Annotated in this window: 17 protein-coding genes and 4 pseudogenes; 8 read left to right on the top strand and 13 right to left on the bottom strand. The window is 48.4% G+C overall.

Features of this window, described 5'->3' with window-relative positions; genetic code table 11:
* The first annotated feature begins 188 nt into the window (after positions 1 to 188).
* Together AC50YL_RS17345 and AC50YL_RS17340 are read left to right on the top strand one after the other, a co-directional pair.
* Entirely contained in the window at positions 189 to 563 is a 375-nt protein-coding gene (locus AC50YL_RS17345; protein WP_494833456.1) for a MerR family transcriptional regulator, read from the top strand.
* A gap of 17 nt (positions 564 to 580) precedes the next feature.
* Positions 581 to 1,351 (top strand): carboxymuconolactone decarboxylase family protein, encoded by a 771-nt coding sequence (locus tag AC50YL_RS17340; RefSeq protein ID WP_494833455.1) that lies wholly within the window; start codon positions 581 to 583, stop codon positions 1,349 to 1,351.
* 211 nt (positions 1,352 to 1,562) lie between these two features.
* Here AC50YL_RS17340 and AC50YL_RS17335 read toward each other — a convergent pair whose 3' ends face one another.
* The 4 genes from AC50YL_RS17335 to AC50YL_RS17320 form a co-directional block, all read right to left on the bottom strand.
* Positions 1,563 to 2,204 (bottom strand): fibronectin type III domain-containing protein, encoded by a 642-nt coding sequence (locus AC50YL_RS17335; protein ID WP_494833454.1) that lies wholly within the window; start codon positions 2,202 to 2,204, stop codon positions 1,563 to 1,565.
* Positions 2,205 to 2,216: 12 nt separating this feature from the next.
* A complete protein-coding gene (locus tag AC50YL_RS17330; RefSeq protein ID WP_494833453.1) occupies positions 2,217 to 3,449 on the bottom strand; it encodes an RCC1 domain-containing protein in 1,233 nt (410 codons plus the stop codon).
* A gap of 848 nt (positions 3,450 to 4,297) precedes the next feature.
* A complete protein-coding gene (locus tag AC50YL_RS17325; protein WP_494833452.1) occupies positions 4,298 to 4,666 on the bottom strand; it encodes a hypothetical protein in 369 nt (122 codons plus the stop codon).
* A gap of 177 nt (positions 4,667 to 4,843) precedes the next feature.
* Entirely contained in the window at positions 4,844 to 5,473 is a 630-nt protein-coding gene (locus AC50YL_RS17320; RefSeq protein WP_494833451.1) for a GNAT family N-acetyltransferase, read from the bottom strand.
* 379 nt (positions 5,474 to 5,852) lie between these two features.
* Between AC50YL_RS17320 and AC50YL_RS17315 the strand changes: the two genes are divergently transcribed.
* The gene (locus AC50YL_RS17315; protein WP_494833450.1) at positions 5,853 to 7,709 is read left to right on the top strand and encodes a metallophosphoesterase; all 1,857 of its coding nucleotides are present in this window, start codon (positions 5,853 to 5,855) and stop codon (positions 7,707 to 7,709) included.
* A 176-nt stretch (positions 7,710 to 7,885) separates the two neighbouring features.
* On the opposite strand, the pseudogene AC50YL_RS17310 reads toward AC50YL_RS17315, so the two are convergent.
* Positions 7,886 to 8,270: pseudogene (locus AC50YL_RS17310) on the bottom strand (AAA family ATPase); the annotation flags it as partial.
* Positions 8,271 to 8,512: 242 nt separating this feature from the next.
* Here AC50YL_RS17310 and AC50YL_RS17305 point away from each other — a divergent pair.
* Positions 8,513 to 9,679: a DUF2515 family protein gene (locus AC50YL_RS17305; RefSeq protein ID WP_494833449.1), complete on the top strand. Its 1,167-nt coding sequence runs from the start codon at positions 8,513 to 8,515 to the stop codon at positions 9,677 to 9,679.
* Between the two features lie 187 nt (positions 9,680 to 9,866).
* A complete protein-coding gene (locus AC50YL_RS17300) occupies positions 9,867 to 10,502 on the top strand; it encodes a DUF2306 domain-containing protein (protein ID WP_494833448.1) in 636 nt (211 codons plus the stop codon).
* A gap of 96 nt (positions 10,503 to 10,598) precedes the next feature.
* Here AC50YL_RS17300 and AC50YL_RS17295 read toward each other — a convergent pair whose 3' ends face one another.
* Positions 10,599 to 11,588 carry a phosphotransferase enzyme family protein gene (locus AC50YL_RS17295; RefSeq protein ID WP_494833447.1) on the bottom strand — a complete coding sequence of 330 codons (990 nt, stop codon included), beginning with the start codon at positions 11,586 to 11,588 and terminating at the stop codon, positions 10,599 to 10,601.
* Between the two features lie 209 nt (positions 11,589 to 11,797).
* Here AC50YL_RS17295 and AC50YL_RS17290 point away from each other — a divergent pair.
* The 3 pseudogenes from AC50YL_RS17290 to AC50YL_RS17280 form a co-directional block, all read left to right on the top strand.
* Positions 11,798 to 11,941: pseudogene (locus AC50YL_RS17290) on the top strand (IS110 family transposase); the annotation flags it as partial.
* A gap of 394 nt (positions 11,942 to 12,335) precedes the next feature.
* A pseudogene (locus AC50YL_RS17285) lies at positions 12,336 to 12,416 on the top strand (serine hydrolase domain-containing protein); the annotation flags it as partial.
* Between the two features lie 15 nt (positions 12,417 to 12,431).
* Positions 12,432 to 12,598: pseudogene (locus AC50YL_RS17280) on the top strand (transposase); the annotation flags it as partial.
* Between the two features lie 354 nt (positions 12,599 to 12,952).
* Here AC50YL_RS17280 and AC50YL_RS17275 read toward each other — a convergent pair.
* From AC50YL_RS17275 to AC50YL_RS17245, 7 genes are all read right to left on the bottom strand, one after another.
* Entirely contained in the window at positions 12,953 to 13,753 is an 801-nt protein-coding gene (locus tag AC50YL_RS17275; RefSeq protein ID WP_494833446.1) for an endonuclease/exonuclease/phosphatase family protein, read from the bottom strand.
* Positions 13,754 to 13,788: 35 nt separating this feature from the next.
* Positions 13,789 to 14,526, bottom strand: coding sequence for a tyrosine-protein phosphatase (locus AC50YL_RS17270; RefSeq protein WP_494833445.1), 738 nt, complete (start codon positions 14,524 to 14,526; stop codon positions 13,789 to 13,791).
* Between the two features lie 41 nt (positions 14,527 to 14,567).
* Positions 14,568 to 15,446: an MBL fold metallo-hydrolase gene (locus AC50YL_RS17265; protein WP_494833444.1), complete on the bottom strand. Its 879-nt coding sequence runs from the start codon at positions 15,444 to 15,446 to the stop codon at positions 14,568 to 14,570.
* A 72-nt stretch (positions 15,447 to 15,518) separates the two neighbouring features.
* Positions 15,519 to 17,102, bottom strand: coding sequence for an extracellular solute-binding protein (locus AC50YL_RS17260; RefSeq protein WP_494833443.1), 1,584 nt, complete (start codon positions 17,100 to 17,102; stop codon positions 15,519 to 15,521).
* A gap of 51 nt (positions 17,103 to 17,153) precedes the next feature.
* Complete coding sequence (locus AC50YL_RS17255) at positions 17,154 to 18,029, bottom strand: carbohydrate ABC transporter permease (protein WP_494833442.1); 876 nt, start codon at positions 18,027 to 18,029, stop codon at positions 17,154 to 17,156.
* A 1-nt stretch (position 18,030) separates the two neighbouring features.
* A complete protein-coding gene (locus tag AC50YL_RS17250) occupies positions 18,031 to 18,909 on the bottom strand; it encodes an ABC transporter permease (protein ID WP_494833441.1) in 879 nt (292 codons plus the stop codon).
* Positions 18,910 to 19,269: 360 nt separating this feature from the next.
* Complete coding sequence (locus tag AC50YL_RS17245) at positions 19,270 to 21,576, bottom strand: helix-turn-helix domain-containing protein (protein WP_494833440.1); 2,307 nt, start codon at positions 21,574 to 21,576, stop codon at positions 19,270 to 19,272.
* Positions 21,577 to 21,858: the final 282 nt, after the last annotated feature.

Below are 21,858 nucleotides of genomic sequence, written 5' to 3'. Positions count from 1 at the left end.
GGCACGGCGCATTCGTAAGCTTAAGCAATTAGGCTCCGATATATTAGATGGATGAGTAAACAAAGTCTTAGAACGCTGTTATGTTATGGAACTAAACTGCCCGTTAGTTGAGCCAAACGGGGAGAAGCTGCATCGTTTTATCGTGCCTCTATTGACTTAGAGCACGCTCTAAGATGTAAACTTACTCTATGGAAAAATATTTAAGCATTCAAGCTGTTTCTAACCTTACTGACATCACCATACACACCTTGCGTTACTATGAGAAAAATGGTCTGATTCATGCGATAACTAGGGGTTCGAACGGTCGCCGCCAATATTCTGCAAACGATCTAGCATGGATTCGGTTTTTGGTAAGGCTTCGAATGACAGGAATGACCATTCGGCAAATGCAACAGATCGCTGACTTGAGAAGACAAGGTTCCGCTACAACCAAAGAAAGGAGAATTCTGTTGGAAGCCCACAAGAAAAAGTTAGCGGAACAGATCGAGAGACTTCAAGAACATGATGAAGTCATCAACGAAAAAATAGAGATTTACCGTCAATGGGAATTAGAAAACCGATAACTGGAGGTAGCTGAGCAATGAACCCATCATATGAAAACGGAATAAAACTGTTTCAAGAAACTGATGAAGCAGGTATTCAGGGAGTCATTACTGGTTTAAGTGACGTATCCCCACACATCAGTAGATACATTATTGAATTTTTCGGGCAACTTTTCAGTAATCCCGTACTAAACTATCACCAAAGAGAAATGATCGTGATCTCTGCGTTAATTTCATTAGGCGATACTCCAAATCAACTCAAATGGCACATGAACTTCGGTTTAAAAGTTGGGATCACGCCGAACGAAATTATAGAAATTGCTACCCATTGCATTCCCTTTTGCGGCTTTCCTCGTGCTTTAAATGCCGTTGGCGTTGCAAAACAACTTTTTGCTGAACAAAATATCGAAGTAAACATCGAGGACGAGCTTCTACAAAATATAGGAGAACGGCGAGAACGAGGCTTGGCAAAACTTCAGGAAATCGATGGCAAACATGGCGAAGAGGTTGTAGATTCACTTGCGGCTATTTCTCCTCTGTTAGCTGAACAAATCATCGAATTTTCGTTTGGCGAAATCTACAGTCGCCCAGGATTGAATCCTAGACAACGTCAACTCGTCACGTTAGGAGCCTTAACTGCTCAAGGTGGGTGCGAGCCGCAGTTGCATGTTCATCTCAATGCCGCAATTCGTGTAGGTCTAACGAGACAAGAAGCGATTGAGGCGTTACTACAATGCTCCCCTTACACGGGATTCCCTAAAGTGTTGAACGCTATAAAAGTCGCGAAAGAGATCTTCTTACCGCATTAACAGTTGAATTTGATTGGACTGCCACGTGAAGGAAATAAACCGAGCATGGTTTTCCGGGTTACTCTCGAATGAATAATGAAAGTCCGTCCTCCCTATAGTCCCTTGCTGTTATGGTCTTGTCTGGAGAGGATATTTACCCCTCGTACGTGCGGTTCTGCTATGTGGCTGTGGCAGAAAAAAAGCCGCGGGGCGATCCCGCGGCCGTAAATCTTCATAACTGTTCAGATTTGATGCTTACATATAAGAAAACCTTCCTAGTCGGACTATAATCATTATTCGTATGTCCTTTAACTCTCCACTCTGCAGCGTGACCTGCGGGCACTTCGATAGCACTGTACTCGGCACCATCCGGGTGCTCTGTCTTAGGGCCGCAAGATCGGTTATCATCATCCATAGTCGCCAGACAAAGGTCATAATTTTCCCCTTTCGGAGAAACCGTGGAGACATTAACGACCCCTTGATAGCCGTTAGGGGCGGCCCATGATCCGCTCAACTCTTGGCCAGGCGACGAAACGTACCCGTAATACAACAACAATTCATAATTGTATCGGCCGTCTGAATAGGTTTTGGAATCGGAAAGCTGAAAAGTACCGGGAACCGAATATGCGGGGGTAGTGACCTTCACTTCTTTTTTCAAGCTTTGGTTGCCATCAGCATCGACGGCGACCAGTGAAAATTGGTAATTCCGCTCTGGAGACAGCCCCTTCAGTTCATAACTGGTCTCGTCCCCGTTCAGGGCAGCCAGCGTGGTCGTTCCCTGATATAACAGGTACTTGGCAATGCCCTCGTCATCCTTGGCCGGCATCCAATTCAGCCTTGCGCTATTATAGGTCAGATCGGTAACTGTCAGCACGTCGCCTTGCGGCTACTGCGGCGTTTCAGGAAAGGAATGCCAACCTTGAAGTTGTACGGGGGTATATCGGTTTGTCGTTGTTCCGTCGCCGAGCTGACCATCGCCATTCCTTCCCCACGCCCAAACGGTTCCGTCGCTTTTGACCGCCATGTTACTGCCAGAACCTGCCCCGATGACGGACACCGAACCGAGATCGTTTACTTGAACGGGGGAAGAACTGCCAGTCGTGCTGTCATGACCCAGTATGCCGGCTCCCCGCGCCCAAACGGTTCCGTCGTTTTTGAGCGCCAAATTATGGGAAGAGCTCGCAGCGATAGCGGACACCGAACCGAGATCGGTTACCTGAACGGGAGTATTACGGGTTGTTGTGCTTCCATCGCCCAGTTGGCCGGAATGATTATATCCCCACGCCAAGAGGGTTCCGTCGCTTTTAAGCGCTAGGCTATGGAGCTGACCCGCAGCAACGTCGACCACCGAGTCGAGACCCTGTACTTGAACAGGAGAAGAACGGTAGGGGGTTTGGTAGGGTCCATCGTAGATGATCGAACCGCCGGGTACCCCGTTTTGGCCATTTTCATTGCTTCCCCACGCCCAGACGGTTCCGTCGCTTTTAAGCGCCAGGCTATGGAGAAAACCCGCCGCGACGGCTACCACCGAATCGAGACCCTGTACTTGAACAGGAGTAGTACGATCTGTTCTGCTTCCATCGCCCAGTTGACCGTGGACATTCCATCCCCACGCCCATACCGTCCCATCGCTTTTTACCGCTAAATTATGATCATACCCTAAAGCAATGGCGACCACGGAGCTAAGATTGGTTACCTGAATGGGAGAGTCATAGATGCTGCCCGGCTGATCTTTTCCATTGCCCAGTTGACCCCTGCCATTGTTCCCCCCCCACGCCCAGACGGTTCCGTCGCTTTTGAGTGCCAAACTATGCGAATCACCCGCCGAGATGGCGACAACCGAATCGAGGCCCGGCACTCGAACAGGGGTATAGCCGTCTGTCATACTTTCATAGCCCAGTTGGCCATATTCATTGTCTCCCCATGTCCAAACCGTTCCGTCTTGTTCTAGAGCGAGAGTATGCTCCGTAATAGTCCCTCCTCCTTCAATCATCGTCACATCCGATTTCGAACTTTCTGCCGCCGCCGCGGAATCGGACTCCATGGCGAATGCCTGTAAGGGCAGAAGCAGCGTCAGCAGCAGAAATCCACAAACCAAACACATAAACGGTCGTCTCATTCATCTTCACTCCCATCATGATTTACGACCTTAAATCCACCATACTTCCAAGGTCTGTAAATGTACTCACTGCACTATATAATAGAAAGACAAAAGCATTAGATAGGTTATAGCCGTTATGCTGAGGGAAAGCGATAATAAGAAAAAGAGGGCAGCTAATCGGCTGCCTTCTTAATAAAAATGGAGCAGCTGCCACTGGCAAACTGCTCCAAGATGTGTTGAACTATCGTACCCGCTAGTTTAATCTTCTTGTTGGCAGAAACTACGACAATGTATGCCTGACTTGGTGTTTTATTAATGTCTTCTCAGTGCAAAAGAACAACTTAATAAAAGGCCTAAAATAGCGAATACTACAGCGAAGTATGCCAACGCGCCATAATGATGTTCGTCAACATTAAGATTTAATACCAACCACAGTACTAACATAAATAAACCAGTGATACTTAGATGAATACCTAACAAAATAATATTGAATGGTTTAAACCATAGTGCAAACCAATTCGCCAAAAATACGATCAATAAAACAATAGGCAAAGTAAGAACAAGGCTGGGAATCATACTCACGGTTAGTTATTACACTCCTTAGGGATTCATTCGATGCACTTCTCGCGGCTGCCCTTAGAGATTGTGCTATCTACCCGTTACTTTAACGATTACCGTATCTTAGATTATCTTGTTTCATCACCGTTTCAGCCCCGACTTCAAATGAGGCATATAATCGGAATGGACGCCTACCTCTGTTCTTATTCTCAAACCATTCCTTGGATAATAGTGCAAAATCTCCCTCGTTCAAATAACGTGCTGCCGCTATACTATCGTTTCCCGTTAACCCAACAATTCTTTTTAATCTATTTATCTGCAAATAAACTCTTCATTTCCTCTGGAACTATTTTCACATCCTCGATTTCAACTTGTCCATTTTCATTCGGTGGAGTCAGTCTGACCAGAAGCATATTTCCGTTATCAAACCTTACCAATTCGTAATTATTGAAGAGTGTGCTAGTGGAGGATAGGGTTTTCAACCCCTCAAAATCAGATTTCGGCACACTATTAGCCCTTCCCTCAGAAAACAACTGAGTAAAGCGCGTGTAATCTTGACGATCAATGGAGGTTTTCATCAAGAGAGTGGTATGCACTGGGTTATCGGGCTTCACTTCACTTTCTGAACAACCTAAAAGAAGTCCGAGAAAAGAACATATTATAATCAGTCTTTTCATGTGATCGCCTCCCTTATGTGGCTGAGTTCAACTATCGACCCTTTAGTTGAACAACAATTTATTTTATAGTAAATCATATGGTAACTCGCCCAGATCAATACGTGCCTCTTTACGGGAATTGATATGGAGCTATTTAAGGCGGTTGTAGCGGTGTCTTTATTCAGCTATCGTCTCCCGTTAGTTGAGCATTAATGAGAATACCTCTTGCCACTTTACATTTTTGTAACCGATTCTTCTGTAAAAATCATGAGCTTCCTTCCTATGTTCTCCAGACCTTAAACGTACCTCTTGGTAGTCTTTTGTTTTTGCCCATTCTTCACATTTCCTCATTAATCGTTCTCCGATGCCTTTTCGACGGTGATTCTCATCAACCACCAAACCGCCGATTTCAGCAAAAGCATGGGATTCGATTAAATGTCTACCATGAACATGAACCCAGCCGGTTATCTCGAAATTCTCCTCCATGACATAAACCGCGTTATCCTCGTCTGTCAGTAGCCTTTCAAGCCGATTCAATACTTCAGCTTCCGAAACAATATAGCCGAGTTGTGATGATAATTTTGAAATCTTTGCCGAATCAGTAATTTTCGCTTCTCTTACTAACATGATATCAAGCCTACCTTCCACAAAGAATGCTGTATTAGCTTCGGATTGCTCCCTGTCTGATCGAGCTATCGTATCCGTTAGTTCATAAGAAAGCCTCATGGGTACTCCGATTAATACTTCTTTAATGTTCTCGATGGTGATAAAATCGTGTTTCCGCAGGATTTCAATAGCCATTAAATCTGTATCTTCATAGTGTTCCAATGTTAGTGCGATTTCCTGTAAACATGAAGACAATTGAGTTACTTGTTCGGGAGACAGTTATTATACATTTGATCCATAGCACCGCCGCTTTCATAAACTTGGTTCGAATTTATGGCAAACAGTCACTTAAGTAACTTTAACACATATTGGAATTAACCTGCCCATTAGCACAACGAAGACAGCCAATCGTTCAGAGGTCGGCTGCCGTCGTGTCATGATTGCACTATCGTACCCGTTAGTTGAGCCAAACAGGGAGCAGCTGGCGACCGCGCTTCTTACAAAAACTATACTATTCCATGATTTTCCATTTACAATGCTATGTTATTGTAATGTAATTACGAACAGAAAAATGTTCACAATCAAAATGAGGAGGGTTTTTATGAAAACTCACACCAATCGCGTAAAAATCGCAGCGCTTTTTTTGTCAGGATCGTTTATGTTAGGCGCACTCGGTTTACCGGCATCTGCTGCGAACGTACAGCAACCCGCACAGTACGAAAAAAGCTACGAAATCACCAATCCTTATGAAAATACAGAAACAGCTAATATCTGGTCGCCAAGGGCAAGTAACCCTGCCTTTGCTCAGCCAGGTCAATCTTTCGATGTTGAGGTTAGATCTCCAGTAGCTTTATCCACTACCGGATGGACCGCTGAATTGCAGAATGACCTGAGATCATGGAATACTACAGTTACTGTCAAAACGGGGAAAGTTTACTACGGCGGCGAGGATGGCTATATTTTTACGGTTACCGTTCCTGAGGATATTTCTCCTGAGCTTTTCACCCTAGTACTTAAAAACAGCAGCAATGATACGCTTGCCTCCAGTCGTTCCATAAAGGTAGAGCAGAATTTAGAGCAGGACTTTTATATTTTACACACATCTGACGAGCACGTTATGAGGGTAGATGCAATAAAGTCAAGCGGAAAGTCTCATGCTACCGGCGGCAACGGAAGCTTTGATCAGATAAACTGGGCTGCTTCTGTTATCAATATCATTAATCCCCGCATGGTCCTCCACACCGGTGACAATATCCAGTTTTATCATGAAGCAAATCTTCATAACGGAATAGACGAACCTACCTGGGCAGGAAACCTTACCGGACCTCAAATGCTCAGCGGCTATATGCAAGCCAAATCAAATTATACTGCGCCCACAGTTATGGTCGGCGGAAACCATGATACAGGCTACAGCGACTATAAGGATTCCGCGAGATGGACCGGCATTTATGAAAGCATTGTGGGTGCGACTGCGTTTTCAATACGTATGGGATCATTCTATCTGTTAGCAAGCGAGTGGACCCAAGATGGGCATTTACAATATTCAAAAGATGCATTCAACAACAGCTTTAACGATCCAACCATAAAATATCGTCTATGGGCCTCCCACTTCTATGGTAATGAAGGCAGTCAAACCCTTGACTATAAATATACGATCCCTACGGCTGACAAACCAAGTGATCTTGCACTTGTAGGTCATAACCACACAGCTAAGAAATTGCAAACCACTCCCTTCCCCGTATTTTCCGCAAGCGCCGGACAAAATTATGAAGAGCATGGTTTTTACAATTTCGAAAAGCAGGCCGACGGGTCCTGGGTATCCCCGCAGGCAAGCCAATCATCAATGGTTATGGGTGTTGACAGGTTCAGGATGTACAATATGAGCGAAACTGCAGACACCTCCGTTCCAACGACCTATGAGCCTACCGAATTTGCTGTTACAGAGTCCTTTGCCAACGCAAATGACGGAACAAAAAATCAAAACAGCGTGGTCGTAACCAATCATATAAAACAAAACTTCTATGACGGCAGGGTGCGTTTCCTTATGCCTAGAGGCGAATATTCTGTAGAAGGGGGTACAATTCTATCCCAATACAACTATGATACAGACAAAACTGCCGTTTTAGTTAAAATCGATATAAAGGAAGCTACAACAGAACCATCCAGCTTAGAAGTTACGATTAACAAAACCATTCCCATCACAAGCGTTGAGAACGGCAACAAGCAGGCGAATGTGAATTTTGATATCCGTTCCGCTAACGGGAAAGGATATGTTGTGTATCTCTCTGATAGCGGGAATAAGGGAACCTATGCCCCGTACAGCGATGTGAACTATAATGCAAAGGGAGCGCACATCAAAGGTTTGGAAAACAAGAGCTATTACGCATACATTATGTATGTTGAGGGTAAAAATATCATCGAAAAAAGCGAGCCGGTCCTGTTAAATCCGGGGAAATAATCCGTATAAATATTCAAGGCTACCGACAAAATGATATGCTCCCCTTTAAGTAGACAGGTTTAATAAATAAACCGCTACTTGAAGGGGAGCATATCAAAATCGGTAGCCTTTCGTCGTTGTGCTATCGTACCCGTTAGTTGAACGTAGTTGTATTTTACTTACATAATGATTTTTGTCTAGGATTCAAATAACTGATTAAGCATCTTTTCCTTATGATTTATCAATTCTTTCATAATCACGAAATGATCTGTTTCCTCCAAAGAACGGATTTCTATACCATCTGGTTTCAGATTGTAAATAATCGAATCTGGATATGCCATAAGAATCGGGGAATGAGTTGATATAATAAACTGGGAGTTTTGTTGAACCAATTCATGTATTCGAGTAAGCATCGCCATTTGGCGCAAACTTTCCACCGTAAGAATCCTTAATTGGACGCCCGTCGCCCGAACTATCCAGATCGTCAATATTTGTAGCAAGATTATAATAACTTTCAGCTCTAAAAAAGAAACCATCTTTGGGACGATGAGGACTTTTTATCAACTGAATGTATTCATATAATCGACGGCAGCCGATCGAATCACACCGACCGCACGGTTCGTGAAGAGCACCGCTTCGGTCGGTTCGGCATCCGTACTTCATTATGCTGCTATTTGCTTAGACTCCTCGGCAAGCCCTCCCATTAATTCATCATCAATCTCTAAAGTCCGTAATAAATTAATCCTATAAGCATCGGTAGAAATCTATCGTGTCCAGCATTCCGGCGCTCCTTCCTCCCGTTACACCTCATTAGGCTATACATAGTGGTCTCTACATTAGAGAATTCAAATGGGAGGGAAGCACCTATCTTATTTACAAGAAACCGTCAAAAAACACCGCTTGAAACGATCCGCGAGGAATTGAAGAAACGCATAAAACACTCCCCAGACATCTCGAATGAGTTAACTCTTTCAGAGAAAAAGCTTTTAGACGAAATCAGTCGGATTACCCAGGACCTTAACCTGAATAACGTGACTAGAACCAAAGCATACCTGGCCTTCTATCTCCGTCACCCTGAAATCCATTGGGCATTCTTAGGTCATATGGTATCGCGAAATGGCGGCTGGAATATGACCGATCTACAGGGAGAATTGCTTACTAAACTGCTCTCGGAAAAGGAGCGGGACTTGTTTTTCCGCTTTTTAGAACGCGGCAACTGGCTGATTTTCCAAGATGTATACCCGCAACTTCTGCTATATGAAGAGAGTTTAAAGAAAAAAAAGCCCCTGTTTTATTTACTGCCTCAACTGAAGGTTTCTATTTTCATGGAAGCGATCTGGAACAATTTTTGGAGAGCCCGGGATACGCATATTCATTGTATAGGATTAGTCATTAACGAACAAAGTTACTTGGAAAAAAGGGTCATTCAAAACCCCTATTATCAACATGAAGTCTTTAATAAAAATAAATTTCACCTTCAGGATTTGCTGTCACTCAATCAAATTCTTTTTCCTGCTGAAGGTAAGCAGTTAAAGGGGCAGACGCTATACCGATTCCAGTCTCTCCATGAGCGAATTTTATTCGGAAAAAAGCTCTATGCCGTTTTGTTTAAGAATCAGGATTTTAATAGGGAGGCCTTGGAATGGGCAACACGCAATCCGCACACGGGATCCAGGAAGGATTACTGGCCGCATCTATTCAACAGCGTCAATGAAGGCGTGCCGGGAATTACCTACCCTTTAAGGTTAAAATCGTGCCAAATTCACGACGATGCAAAAAGATTTTACAGTCCCAAATTGGAGGTTGCTTGGAAAAATGCAAACCAGCCGGAAGCCGAACCGGGAGATTGGTTTGAAGATATACGTGTCGTGGATTATTTAGAAGATGACATAGAAAGGATGGACGGAGAGATTAAGAACGAATATTGTAAAACATTGGAACGACTCGAAATTGCCGCGCTTGCCAAAAAAGCGATTCACTTTTTGGAATAAAGACAGGACTAGATCAGAGACCGCTCGGACAATGAGATTGTGCGTTCTATTCGATTTTGACTTTGAACGGTAGCTGACAAAGTACGGGATATGAGTTTATGGTTTTTTTAGAAATCGTTAAGAGCCAATTTACCCGCTTGAATTATAATTCATTTAGAAAAGCGGGAAGATTGAGGTGTAGGTTCGAATGACGAAGCAAAAAAGAAGCTGGTGGATCTTATTCATTGTCTCACTTGGGGTGATGATCCCTTTTATGTTACCTTATTTAACCTTTGATCCCGCCAAAGCTCGCGTGGATACAACTCCGAATAGCATCCAATATCCAATCTTGGTGACGCATATCATTTTTGCTTTCATAGCTCTAGTAACCGGCTTTTTGCAATTTATTGCGCGTATTCGTATTCAGAACCCCAAAACACATCGTTTATTGGGCAGCGTTTATGTAACGAGTGTATTTATAAGCGGATTATTGGCTCTGGTGGTTGTATTCTATATCGAAAATTTCACAAAATCTCTGGCTTTTCTTACATTAACGATTGTCTGGTTGATCACATGTTGGAATGGTTATCGCTCCGCTGTAAAAAGACGCTTTAAGGAACATCGAATTTGGATGATACGCAGCTTTGGGGTGACTTTGGTGGCCGTAAGCGCGCGGGTACTTGTACCGTTGTGCCTTCTCTCTTATTATATTTTAAACGGTTTGACCCTCCCCGGAGGAAGAGAGCGAATGGTTGAAGAGGTGTTAAACGTGAATGTTTGGGTTGGTCTTGTGTTGAACTTCATTATTGTCGAATGGATCATTCTCAAAAAAGACCGTCAATAGCGGCATGAGGGTCAGGGGCATCACCATAAGTTTCGCTTGAATCATATTGATAAAGCTGCATGAAATTCCGAAATACCGTTTTATCACTTTAGATGTTCAAATGTCGGTGATCAACGAAATTCCTTTTGTAATCCGCATTCGACTATCCTGCAAAAAATCGCGTGTCCAATCGTCTGGTTGACTTAAATCCCAGCTTCGGTGCATACCGACGAATACGATAATTTCTCGTAGTCTAAGGAAAAGTCCAAGCTGATCCTTCCAGCCGTCAGGCATTTTACGCCCAGTCTCTGTATAACCTAGCTCGAAATGTTTAATGAAAAGTTCGTACTGCACCTTCCGTTCGGACTTCGAATCCTCCCCGAATACATACAGTAAGTAATAGAGTTGGATAGCAATGTCTTCGGCATACCAACTGTACTGGCATTCGTCGAAGTCGAAGAGCGTTATTCCCCCTGATTCATCAACGGTGAAATTTCCTACATTGATATCCCCGTGAATCAAGCCGAAATTATCAGCAGTAACAGGCAGACTAGCCAATTGTGCTTTAAGTTCATCAAGGGCAAGAAGAATGAACTGATGCTCTGACGGTATATAGTTATTGGCCCGCAAGAGATATTCATTACACTCCCATGTGTGTCTTTTGGCCATTGGTTTGTAACGCTTCGAGAGTTCATGAAGACGTCCGGTCATTCGTCCGCATTGTTCATAAAGTATAGCGTTTCCTAGGCATTCTGGGTATCCGATTTTATGACCGCGTGCGTGTTTGAAGGAGGTCACATAGAAATCCATCTTACTTCCTTGTATTCGTTCGAAGTCTTTTCCATCAACCGAAAATATAGGATCTGAAACCGACAGCCCATTCTCCGAAAGATAACGAATCCATTCTATTTCAGCAGCAAGTCCTTCCGGCGTGCGAAGAATGCTCGGAGTGAAACGGAGAATATATTTCAGTTCATCGCGGCTGTAGGAATAAATAAAGTTTTGAAAGCCTCCAATGAAAGCCAGATCTTCAGAGCTGACGCCAAACCTCGCTGCGCCTTCTACAGCATGTTCGTCCAGGAACATTTGTTTTATTTTGGGGTCCATGAGTTCTCCTTGGTAATTGTGTCGTGATTGAACAATCGAATAAACTATTCCCAAACTCCGGTTGTTACCTCAATTAAAAAAATGAATTCTTGGTGACAGTGAATGCCTCACTTGCGAGAAATCTCAATTCCATTCCAATCTTACTAACCCGGCTTCGGCACACCTTATTCTTAGCCGTCCTTTGCAGCTTGCGGCGTTCCGGCAGCAAAAAAATGAAGGCGTTTTACGAGAAGAAGATCGCTGAAGGCAAGCCCTACAAAGTCGTCATGATTGCCTGCGTGAACAAGCTACTGCACTGGGTATTCGCGTTGCTTAAGCGCAAAGAAACCCTCATCGATTTGGATTTGGCCTAAGCAACCAACACAAGAAAAACCTTCCAACGTCATTTCGGAGGGTTATTTATCTTGCTCAAATTCTAGTATAGCAGTATTTTTTCAAGCTTCTAATGAAAAATGCAGACAAGATATTAGCTGGTTTAGCGTAATGAAGATCGGGTTGATATTTCTAGAATTGCCTAGGACGGACCGAGGGCCGAGTGGCCCGAAGCGTGAATGTGGTGTTAGATACGCCGATCGTGCTGGCAGCTTCATCAAAGATGTTTATTATACTATCGTATCTATTAGCTTAATAAGTCCTGGTGAAACCTAATCATGATTAAGTTATTGAATTCTATAGTTTTCTTGCTTTGACTACAAAAGGTACAGGAGTCATCTTTGCTTTTTTCACAAAATCGCCGACCCGAATCTCACCCAAGTTGGGATGTCCACTCCGGATGCGATGCGGGTTATCCAAGACTTCTGGACCACGGTCTACCAGTCAATCGAAGACGAACACCGATGCAACCTTGTGCCGCTCATCAAAGAGTGGCGGAACCGGCCGCTGCAGAGTGTCATGCAGTCATTTTCATGGACGCGATTCACTTCAAGGTAAAGCAAGACGGTGTCATCGTGAACAAGGCCGCCTATATGGTCATTGGCAACGATCTCGACGGGAACAAGGATGTGCTCGGCTTCGGTTTGAGGAGGTTTGGGGCAACAAGCCCGCTCATCGTCCTTTCCTGCATATTTCTCAGTTGCAATTAAACTCAATGATAATGTTATAGTTGCATGGACCGATACTAGAAATATGGTTCAAAATATATATTTTTCCAGCTGATTGGAGCAAAGATTCCATAAAGGAAATAACAAACGAAACGCCTGAATCGGTATATATTCTTGTCGTTAATCGAATCGCTACATATTCTTAAATACCGACATTAAGCAATTGGTTTAATAGACAGTAGTGCAGCAGCAAAAAACAACAAGCGCGGAAGAAACGCGGACACTTGTCCCGCTCTCTTCTGTGCTTGTTGGTCGTCTACTTATTTAATTGCCTGCACTCAACCGCAGCCGTGCCGCCACCGGATAATGATCCGAAGGGAACCTGCCGTCGATGCGGCGCCGGTCGATCTCGGCGGAGAGAACAGTAATCTCCGGTGTCACGAAAATATAATCAATCGTCTCGCCCTCCGTATTGCCGGAAAAATTCGGATTGGCGGACGTGCCTACGGGTCCGTCTATCACCGCGTATGCATCCCGCATATCCACGAAGCCGTCTGCGATAGGTGCCTCCCCGCGCATGATGCGGACCACGATCTCTCCAGGCGTCGAATTGAAATCGCCCATAAGGATGACGGGTAATTGCTTCCGTTCGCGCATTTCCTGGATCCGGCTCCAAATCAGCTTGATCCCCATTTCCTTCGCTAGCGCGCCTTTGTGATCCAGATGCGTATTGAACACGACGAATTCGGTTCCGTCCGCGAGATACTTCATATGTGCCCACGTGCATACGCGGGGCAGCGAAGTGTCCCAGCTCTTGCTGGCCGCCACTTCGGGCCGCTCCGACAACCAGAAGGTGCCGTGCTCAAGCAGCCCCACGTCTTCCTTCTTATAGAAGATCGCGCAGTGCTCGTCCTCGCTGCCTCCCCGGCGTCCCTCGCCGACCCAGGCGTACTCATCCAGCTGCAGCTCGTCCAGCATATTGGTGCGCATTTCCTGCGTGCCGACGATCGCCGGCTCATGGTCCCGAATCATTCGGGTCGCCTGGCCGCTACGGTAAACCCAGTCGTTGTCGCCGTCGCTTGACGTACTCGTCCGCAGGTTGTAGGTCATGACTGTCATTTCCATTTGCATCTCTTCCCCTTTCCTCATTCGCATCTATTTTAGTCTGCAATCATCCGCTGCTTCAGCGCCTGAATCTGTTCGGGCTCAAGCCCGGTCGACCTCAAGTAATTCTCAGCATCCCCGTACGCCGACTTCAAGTGATTCAGCAGCACGATCATATTGTCCGGCGGGCTCCCGAGATGAACCTCGTATGCTTCCGGACTCACTGCCGGCGGACGGTCTTGGCGCAGCTCGTCCATCAAGGGAACGAGACATCCAGCCGTCAGCGCATAATCCTCCGCAATGGTCGCATGCGGAACACCTGCTAACTCCAGCAGCAGCGCCGCTATGAGGCCTGTGCGATCCTTGCCCACCTTGCAGTGAAACAACGCCGCACCGTTCTCGGTGGTGTCGGCCAGCACCGCGAATACGCGTCGTATCGGCTCCTTAGCCCCTTCAAGCAGATCGATATATTGCTCTCCCAAGCCGCGCCCATAATCGCCTTGACTTGCAAGCACGAGACTGATGTTATGATAGGTCGCATCTCTTGAATCGGAGAATACATCCCGCTGCAGAGCCAGCTCACTGCTGTACCTGAGGTCGATGACCGTACTGATCCCTCGATTCACGAGGTCCTGCCGGCTTCCCTCGCTCAGCGCGTGCAGGTTGTCCGCCCGGTAGAGCAACCCCCAGCGGGTCATCCTGCCGTCCTTCGTCTCGTAACCGCCGAGATCCCTTACATTGTAGGCGCCTTCCAGCTGAAGAACGCGTTGTTGATTTGCCGTATGAGTATTCATATATGATAGCCGCCTTTATCTCGAAATTAGTGCGGCGCCTCTCAAGCGCCGTCTGTCTCGATGACCAGCCCGTCATACGCAACGACGACCTGGTGACCGGAGCGGTCGAATTCCACCTGCATCTCGTCGTGCAGCAGATGATGAGCAGTGTTAATATGCGTCGCCCATATCCGCGTATGTTCATGCACAAATCCGATCTCCTTCATGCGCTCCAGCATCAATGCATAGTTGGGGATATCCAGATGGGAGTCCGCATACTTCGGATACCCTTCGCGATTGCCGAATGTGCACTCCATAATGAGCAGATCCACCGACTTTCCTTCCAGAAACCGCCACGTCTCCTCCCTGTACCAGCCGGTATCCGAAGCATACAGCAGTTTCCTGCCATCCGGCAGCGTGATCAGATAATTGATCGCCAGCTCGCTCCGGCTCATGCCATAATGATTGCCGGGAACCGTCGTCACCTTCAGCCGTCCAGCATCATAGCTTTCAAAATAACGAAGCGGGTGAATAATGAACTTGCCGTCCCAATTCGACCGGCCGGGCGTCACGTCGAGACCGTACACGGCGAGCATCTTTGCGCTCCACTCGGCTGCCGGCTCGCTCAGGTAAATATGCAGCGGACGATTGTTGTGTTCGATGCGGTTCAGCTTGGACATGATTTCCCCAACGTCGAAATGATCCTTATGCGTATGGGTGATCAGCAGATGCTCCAGGTCGTACACATCCAGTCCGAGCTTGATCGTCTGATAGAAAATATCCGGGCTAAAATCGATCTGGTGCTGCGCATCGATGCGAAATGAGGTTCGGCTGCGAATATTGCGTCCGCCTGCCTCCCGGATTCGGGTGCATAGCGCGCAGCGGCAAAAGTAAGACGGTACGCCTTCAGCCGCACCAGTTCCCAGAAACGTCATGTTCATCCGCTCGGTCCTCCCTCTTACGGCATCGCGGGCCGCCTGCCCGATCAAAGCAGCAGGCGGCCCGGCAAGGCCTTATTTGGCGAAACGGTCTTGATACGCTTCGTTTATTTCCGTACTAATCTGCTGGTACTTGGAATCCGCCTTCAATTCATTCATATACTTGTCCCATGCCTCGATCGGCTGTTTGCCCATGATGACCTGGATTTTCAAGTCTTGAATTTTCTTCATATATTCCGGTCCCACTTCATTGTACGTTGGGCTCTGCAAACCGACGGCAGGACTGCCGATGCTGTACTGGGCGCGGTCATCGATCAGCTTCTGCATATCCGCATACTGCTGGCAGGTAACGAACGCGCCCGCCGCAGGCACGCGGCCATATTTGTCGTACCCGTTGAAGATTTGTCCGATGTCGCCGAAGTTGTCAAGCTGCTTCTGCGGCAAATCCACGTATCCGCATTCCGCTTCCTTGATGTGGACGCCGAGCAAGCCTTTCTTCAGCATCAAACCGTCCGGAGAACCGCCGTAGTCAAGCATGGCGAGTATCGCCTTCAATTTCTCTTCGGAAACGGTCTTCTTCGGAATGACGAGCGCTCCGGCCATACCCGTACCCTTGATCGACATCTTCGCGCCGTTCGGACTGGTCATATAGAGCGGCGACATCAATTGCGCGTCAGGCGCGACCTTCACCAGATCGACCCCGATGTTGTTGATATTGTTCAGCGTGTTGTTGAAGATACCCGCCTTGTTCGATTTCAGCTGGTCCTCGTGCTGCGACGTCTTCATAATGGCAAAATCCTTCGGGATCAATCCTTCGGTAAACGCCTTGTTCAGGTAAACCAGCATATCGCGGGTGCCTGGCAGCAGGTCGGTATCTTCGAGCTTGTCGCCGTCAAGCTTCCATTTGCCATTGGAGTTATTGAACAGGTTTTGGAAAATAACAAAGTTGCCCATCGCATCCGAATCGACGCTTCCCGTAAAGCCGTACGTATCCTTCTGCCCGTCGCCGTCCGGGTCCTTCTCGGTGAAAGCCTTCATGACGTTGAATAAATCGTCCAGCGTCTGCGGAACCGGCAATCCGAGCTTGTCCAGCCAGTCTTGTCGGATAATCGGGAAGCTGTCGCCGTCAAGCGCGCGCACGCGCGGAATCATGTAGTTCTTGCCCTTGACCTTCGTATTGTTCCAGATGTCCTCCGGATACGCCGCCAGATTCGGGTAGTCCTTGATGTAAGGCGTAATATCCCAGAAGGCGCCCTGCTCCATCATCGTGAGTACGTTTGGAGTGAAGGGATCCGTCAGTACCATCAGGTCCGGAATATCGCCGGAAGCCAGCGTAACGTTCGCTTTCTCCTCGTAATTGTTGCTGGAAATAAGGGTCACGTCCATTTTCATGTTCGTACGCTTCTCGTATTCCTTCTTGATCACGTTGTCGTCGGCGAAAGGCTCAGGTTGATAGTAAGGCGACATGACCGTGATTTCCGTGACCTTGTCCTCGGCGGCGCCTGAAGCGGTGTTTTCCGAAGGAGCATTGTCCGAAGCCGTGGTACCTGAAGCATTGGCGTTTGAAGCCGCGTCATTTTCGGCTTCCTTGCCGCAGCCTGCCACCAGAAGCACAAACGCCAGAAGCGGAAGCAGCCATTTCATTCCTATCGATTTCATGAACATCCTCCTCGTTATCGTCTCATCTATAATAAAAGGGTTGCCGGCAGGCTACTCCTTCACGGAGCCCAGCATGACGCCTTTGGTAAAATGCTTCTGCAAGAAAGGATATACGAACAGAATCGGCACGGTCGCCACGATGACAGCGGCCATCTTCAGCATTTCCGGAGGCATCCGCTTCTCCATGCTTAGATCGGACCCGTCGCCTCCCAGTGCCGTGGACGAATCGATCAGCATGTTCTGCAGCAGCACCTGCAGCGGATATTTGCTGGCATCGTTAATGTACAGCACCGCGTTAAAAAACGTGTTCCAGTAGCCCACCGCGTAAAACAAGCCGACCGCGGCGATAGACGGCATCGACAGCGGAAGAATGATTCTTGCCCATACGCCGATGTCGGAGCTGCCGTCGATTTTCGCCGCCTCCTCCAGACTTGCAGGCACGCTGTCAAAGAATCCTTTCATCAGAAAGATGTACCAGCCGCTCGTGAGCGAAGGAACGATGAGCGACCATAGGCTGTTTATCATTCCCACATCCCGCACGAGCAAATATTGCGGAATGATGCCCGGATTCAGCAGCGTCGTCAGCAAGACCAGCAGCAGGAGCGCTTTCCTGCCCGGCATCCGCTTGCGAGACAGCGCATAGGCGAACGATGCCGTCACGATAAGGCTGCACGCCGTTCCTGCCGTCGCGAGAAACGCGCTGACACCCGCCGCCCGGACAAACGAGCTGGTCGAGAGCAGATACCGGTAAGATTCGAGCGTCCATTTCTCCGGGAACAGAATCAGGCCGCCGCGGTAATACTGCTCCGGGGTGACGAAGGAAATGACGAAGACGTAGTAAATCGGGAACAGCGTAACCGCAGCCATCACGGCAAGCACGATCAGATTGCCGACATTGAACACTCTGCCCCCCCATTGTTCTTTCATCTTAATACACGCCCTCCTCCCCGAAACGTTTGGACAAGCTGTTGGCGATGAGTACCAGAATGAATCCGATCACGGACTTAAACATCCCGACAGCCGACGTGAAGCTGTACTGGCTCTGCTGGATGCCCAGCCGGTAGACATAGGTGTCGAAGACATCCGCCACATTGGCGACGGCACCGTTGGCCATCAGGTACACCTGCTCGAAGCCGACGTCCATCATATGGCCCATCCGCAGGATGAACAGCACGACGATCACGCCCCGGATCGCGGGCAGCGTAATGTGCCATGCCTGCCGCAGCCGGCCCGCGCCGTCGATTCTCGCCGCCTCGTACAGTCTCGAATCGACTCCGGCGATCGCCGCGAGGAAGATGATCGTGCCCCAGCCCGCTTCCTTCCAGATGGATTGAGCCGTCAGCATGATCCAGAACAGCTTGGGATTGGTCAGAAAGTCGACCGGCTGCATGCCCGCAGCTGCGATCAGCTTGTTGACCACGCCCTCCGAGCCGAGCAGCAGGAAGCACAAGCCGGCGATAATGACCCACGATAGAAAATGAGGCAGGTACACGATTGACTGCACGATCCGTTTGAACGCGACATTACGCACTTCATTAAGCAGCAGTGATAAGATGATAGGCAGCGGGAAGAAGAAGATCAGGCTGAGCAGGTTGATACCCAGCGTATTCCGGAACAGCACGATAAAATCCGAATTCTCGAAAAACCGCCGGAAATGCTCCAGCCCCACCCAATCGCTATGCATCAGTCCCATATATGGCGAGTAATCCATAAAAGCGATGATCAAGCCCCACAGCGGCACGTACTTGAATAGAATCATGAAGGCCACGCCCGGTAGCGCGAGCAAGATCAGCTGCTTGTCGCGCATGATTCGGCCGAAGGCCTTTTTCCGTCTCGTCCTGCTTTGTTCGACTTCCCCGGCTGCATTCGGGATTGTTTTTGAATCGTTGATTGCACCTCTCCTCCTTTCACAAGGTTGATTGTAAGCAGCGGCCCGATTTCCAACAAGGAGACATATTTTCTCTCTTGTCCGCTGGCCGAAAAGCCTCTCGTAATACGGAATTGGCCCCGTTTTTCGCCTTTACAATCCCGAAAGAATATTTGTCCCATCGCCGGAAAGCCGGGATCGGAGCGGCATTTAGCTGCCGTCGCGCTCCCGCCGCAGCATGGACTCAGCAAAAACAAAAAGACTGCAGGCTGTCGCCCGCAGTCTACTATTGTGCTCCGATTACGATTGCCCTAATGCCCCGCGGTACTGGCCGGGTGTCTTGCCTTCGTATTTTTTGAAGATGCGCGTAAAATATGACGGCTGGTAGCCTACTTGCTCGGCGATGTCGTGGATCTTGCTGTCGGTCTCCCGCAGGAGCTCCTTCGCCTTGTCCAGGCGGACTTTGGTCAAGTAATCGATAAAATTCATGCCCGTAATCTGCTTGAAGCCGAGGCTCAGCTTCTTCATATAGGTGCCCTGAAGGTCAGCGCATGACTCCAGCGTGATGTCCGTCATATACTCGCGATGAATGACCGTGATGACCTGCTCCACCAACTGCTTCAGCTTGATGCCCTGCGTTTCCTCGACCCAGCGCATATACGGCTCGATCAGCCTCGACCGGCACCATGACAGCACTTCGCCGACATGTCGCAGCCCGGCAAGCTCCTCGTACAGATTGCCGACGCCATAGATCTCATGAAGATTGCAGCCCGATTGAATCAGCGTATAATGGATGCTGCCCAGCAGCTGATGCATCCCTTGCAGCACGTAAAATTCCTTAGTGGAATTCTGGTGAAGCTCCGCGATGAACGATTCGATCAAACGCATCGTTTCTTCGGTGCCACTCGTGCGCAGCGCCTGCAAAATCTCCTTCTCGGCCGTTACCGGATACGTGAAACCGTCATAATCGATTTCCGTCCAGCCGTCCAGATCGATAATCTGATTGACTGCCTCCAAGTCGCGGAATCGGTGTGCCTTCCTCGCCTGTGCATACAGATCCGGAATCAACTTCAGCTGATCGGTAAGCTTTCCCGCGCCGATTGTCACGTTCACCTTCAGCATTGTGTACAGGTAATGGATGATCTCCTCGGAAAGCTGCAGCAGCTTTACCTTCAGCTGCTCCTTGTTCCCGTCCCCCTCAAAGGTTAGGAAGACGCCAAGCGACATGCCTTGGAAGTTGACCACGCTCACATCCTGACCCCGGCTGCGCAACAGCTCTTCAACGATATTGGCCGCGGCAAAGGTGATCGACTGCTTGTCCCCGCCCGAGAAGCCGCTTTCCTGCCCGGGCAGGTCGAACAGCTCGATGGTCGTAAACGAGAAGCTCTTGTTCTCGACCTCCCAGCCGTACGATTCCATCCGTTCCCGAATTTCCTGTTCCGACATGGCATAATAGTGACCCGCCACGAACTGAATCAGAAACGCGTTGCGAAGCGCCGGCAAGCTGTTCTCGAACCGCTCCTGGAACTCCCGACTCTCGTACGTCAAATGCCGCCACTGCTTCTCGATAAATGCAAGCTCGTCCCGGCTGTCGTGCGGTGCCGCACCGCTCCGCTTACTGCGAAGTAACCCCACAAGCCTGCTGATCGGGCGATACAGCTGGTTGGTCGCGACCCAGGATAACAGGAAGGCGATGACCAGTCCAGCGAAGCTGGCCGCGAGCAGCAGCCGGGACAGAAGGATGGTCGGCCGGCTCAGCAGACTGAGCGGCGTCGCCGTCACGAATTTCAAGCCTGCCTTCGGCATCTCGTACTGCCCGACCGCGTACGTCTGACCGTCCCAGTCGAACCTGAACGACGATGCCCCGGTGGTCTTGCCCTTCGCCATGTCCTCCCGCAATGCGGAGGCAAGCGGACTGGCAATTGCCGCACCGTTTGCAACCCAATCCATCTGATCGTTCAAAATAAACGCCGCACCCGAATTCTCGGGATTTAAGACACGCAGCAGGCTGTTCATTTCTTCCGGATCCAGGTCGATGATGAACGCGCCATACGGATTCGCGCTAATCACCGGCAACTTATGGATAAGCGTCATCGACGTCAGCGGGGCATCCCGGTTCGAAGTGACGCCGAACTTCCAGTAGAACCCCTCGCCGGAATCCAGCAGAGCAGCATACTTATCCCGATCCTGCCGATTCACAATGGCCCTTGCGCCTTCATCGGGGGAAATGAGCGTATCGTCCCGTTTATCGTACAGCTGCACCCGCTTGATAATCCGGTCGGCGGAGTTGAGGCGCGTAAGCAGCTCGAACATATTTTGCGCCAGGCGAAAATTATCGTGATACGATTCTTGATTCAGCTGATTTTGGAACAAGTCCTGCTGCGCATATTGATTTACGATGATTTCCACCTGCGCGAATTGCTCCTTCAGTTGATCCGCTGTCTGAATCAGCCGCAGCTGATGCGTATAATCGACTTCCCGCTCGATTTGCTTCGAGCTGATCAAATACGTGCTGAAGGCAATGAGCGCCATCGGCACGCTGGAGATGAACAGCACGATCGCCAGATTTTTGCGAAAAAGCCGTCCGCGTTCAGTTCGTTTCCCCACGCGTAACCTTCGACTCGAAAACCAAGATTTGATAGCTGCCGCCTCCATTTACCGATCATTGGCGCGCAATTCGTGCTTAGTCGTCATTTCTGTTAATCCAGATTGAACTGGCATGGTTGATCCGACAATTGTTGCGATTCCAGGCAAGCCAAAGAACGGGATAAGCGTAACGCTTCCCGTTGGTAGGATAGCAGTCGAATGTTAACGTAGTGTCAGCCAATTACGAAGGTACTGCAAATCAACTTCGGATTCGACAACTACCAAAGTAGTCCTCTTTAAATC

Source organism: Paenibacillus sp. J22P277 (assembly GCF_059383675.1).
The sequence above is the reverse complement of the archived record's forward strand: the minus strand, read 5'-3'. Positions and strand labels throughout refer to the sequence as shown.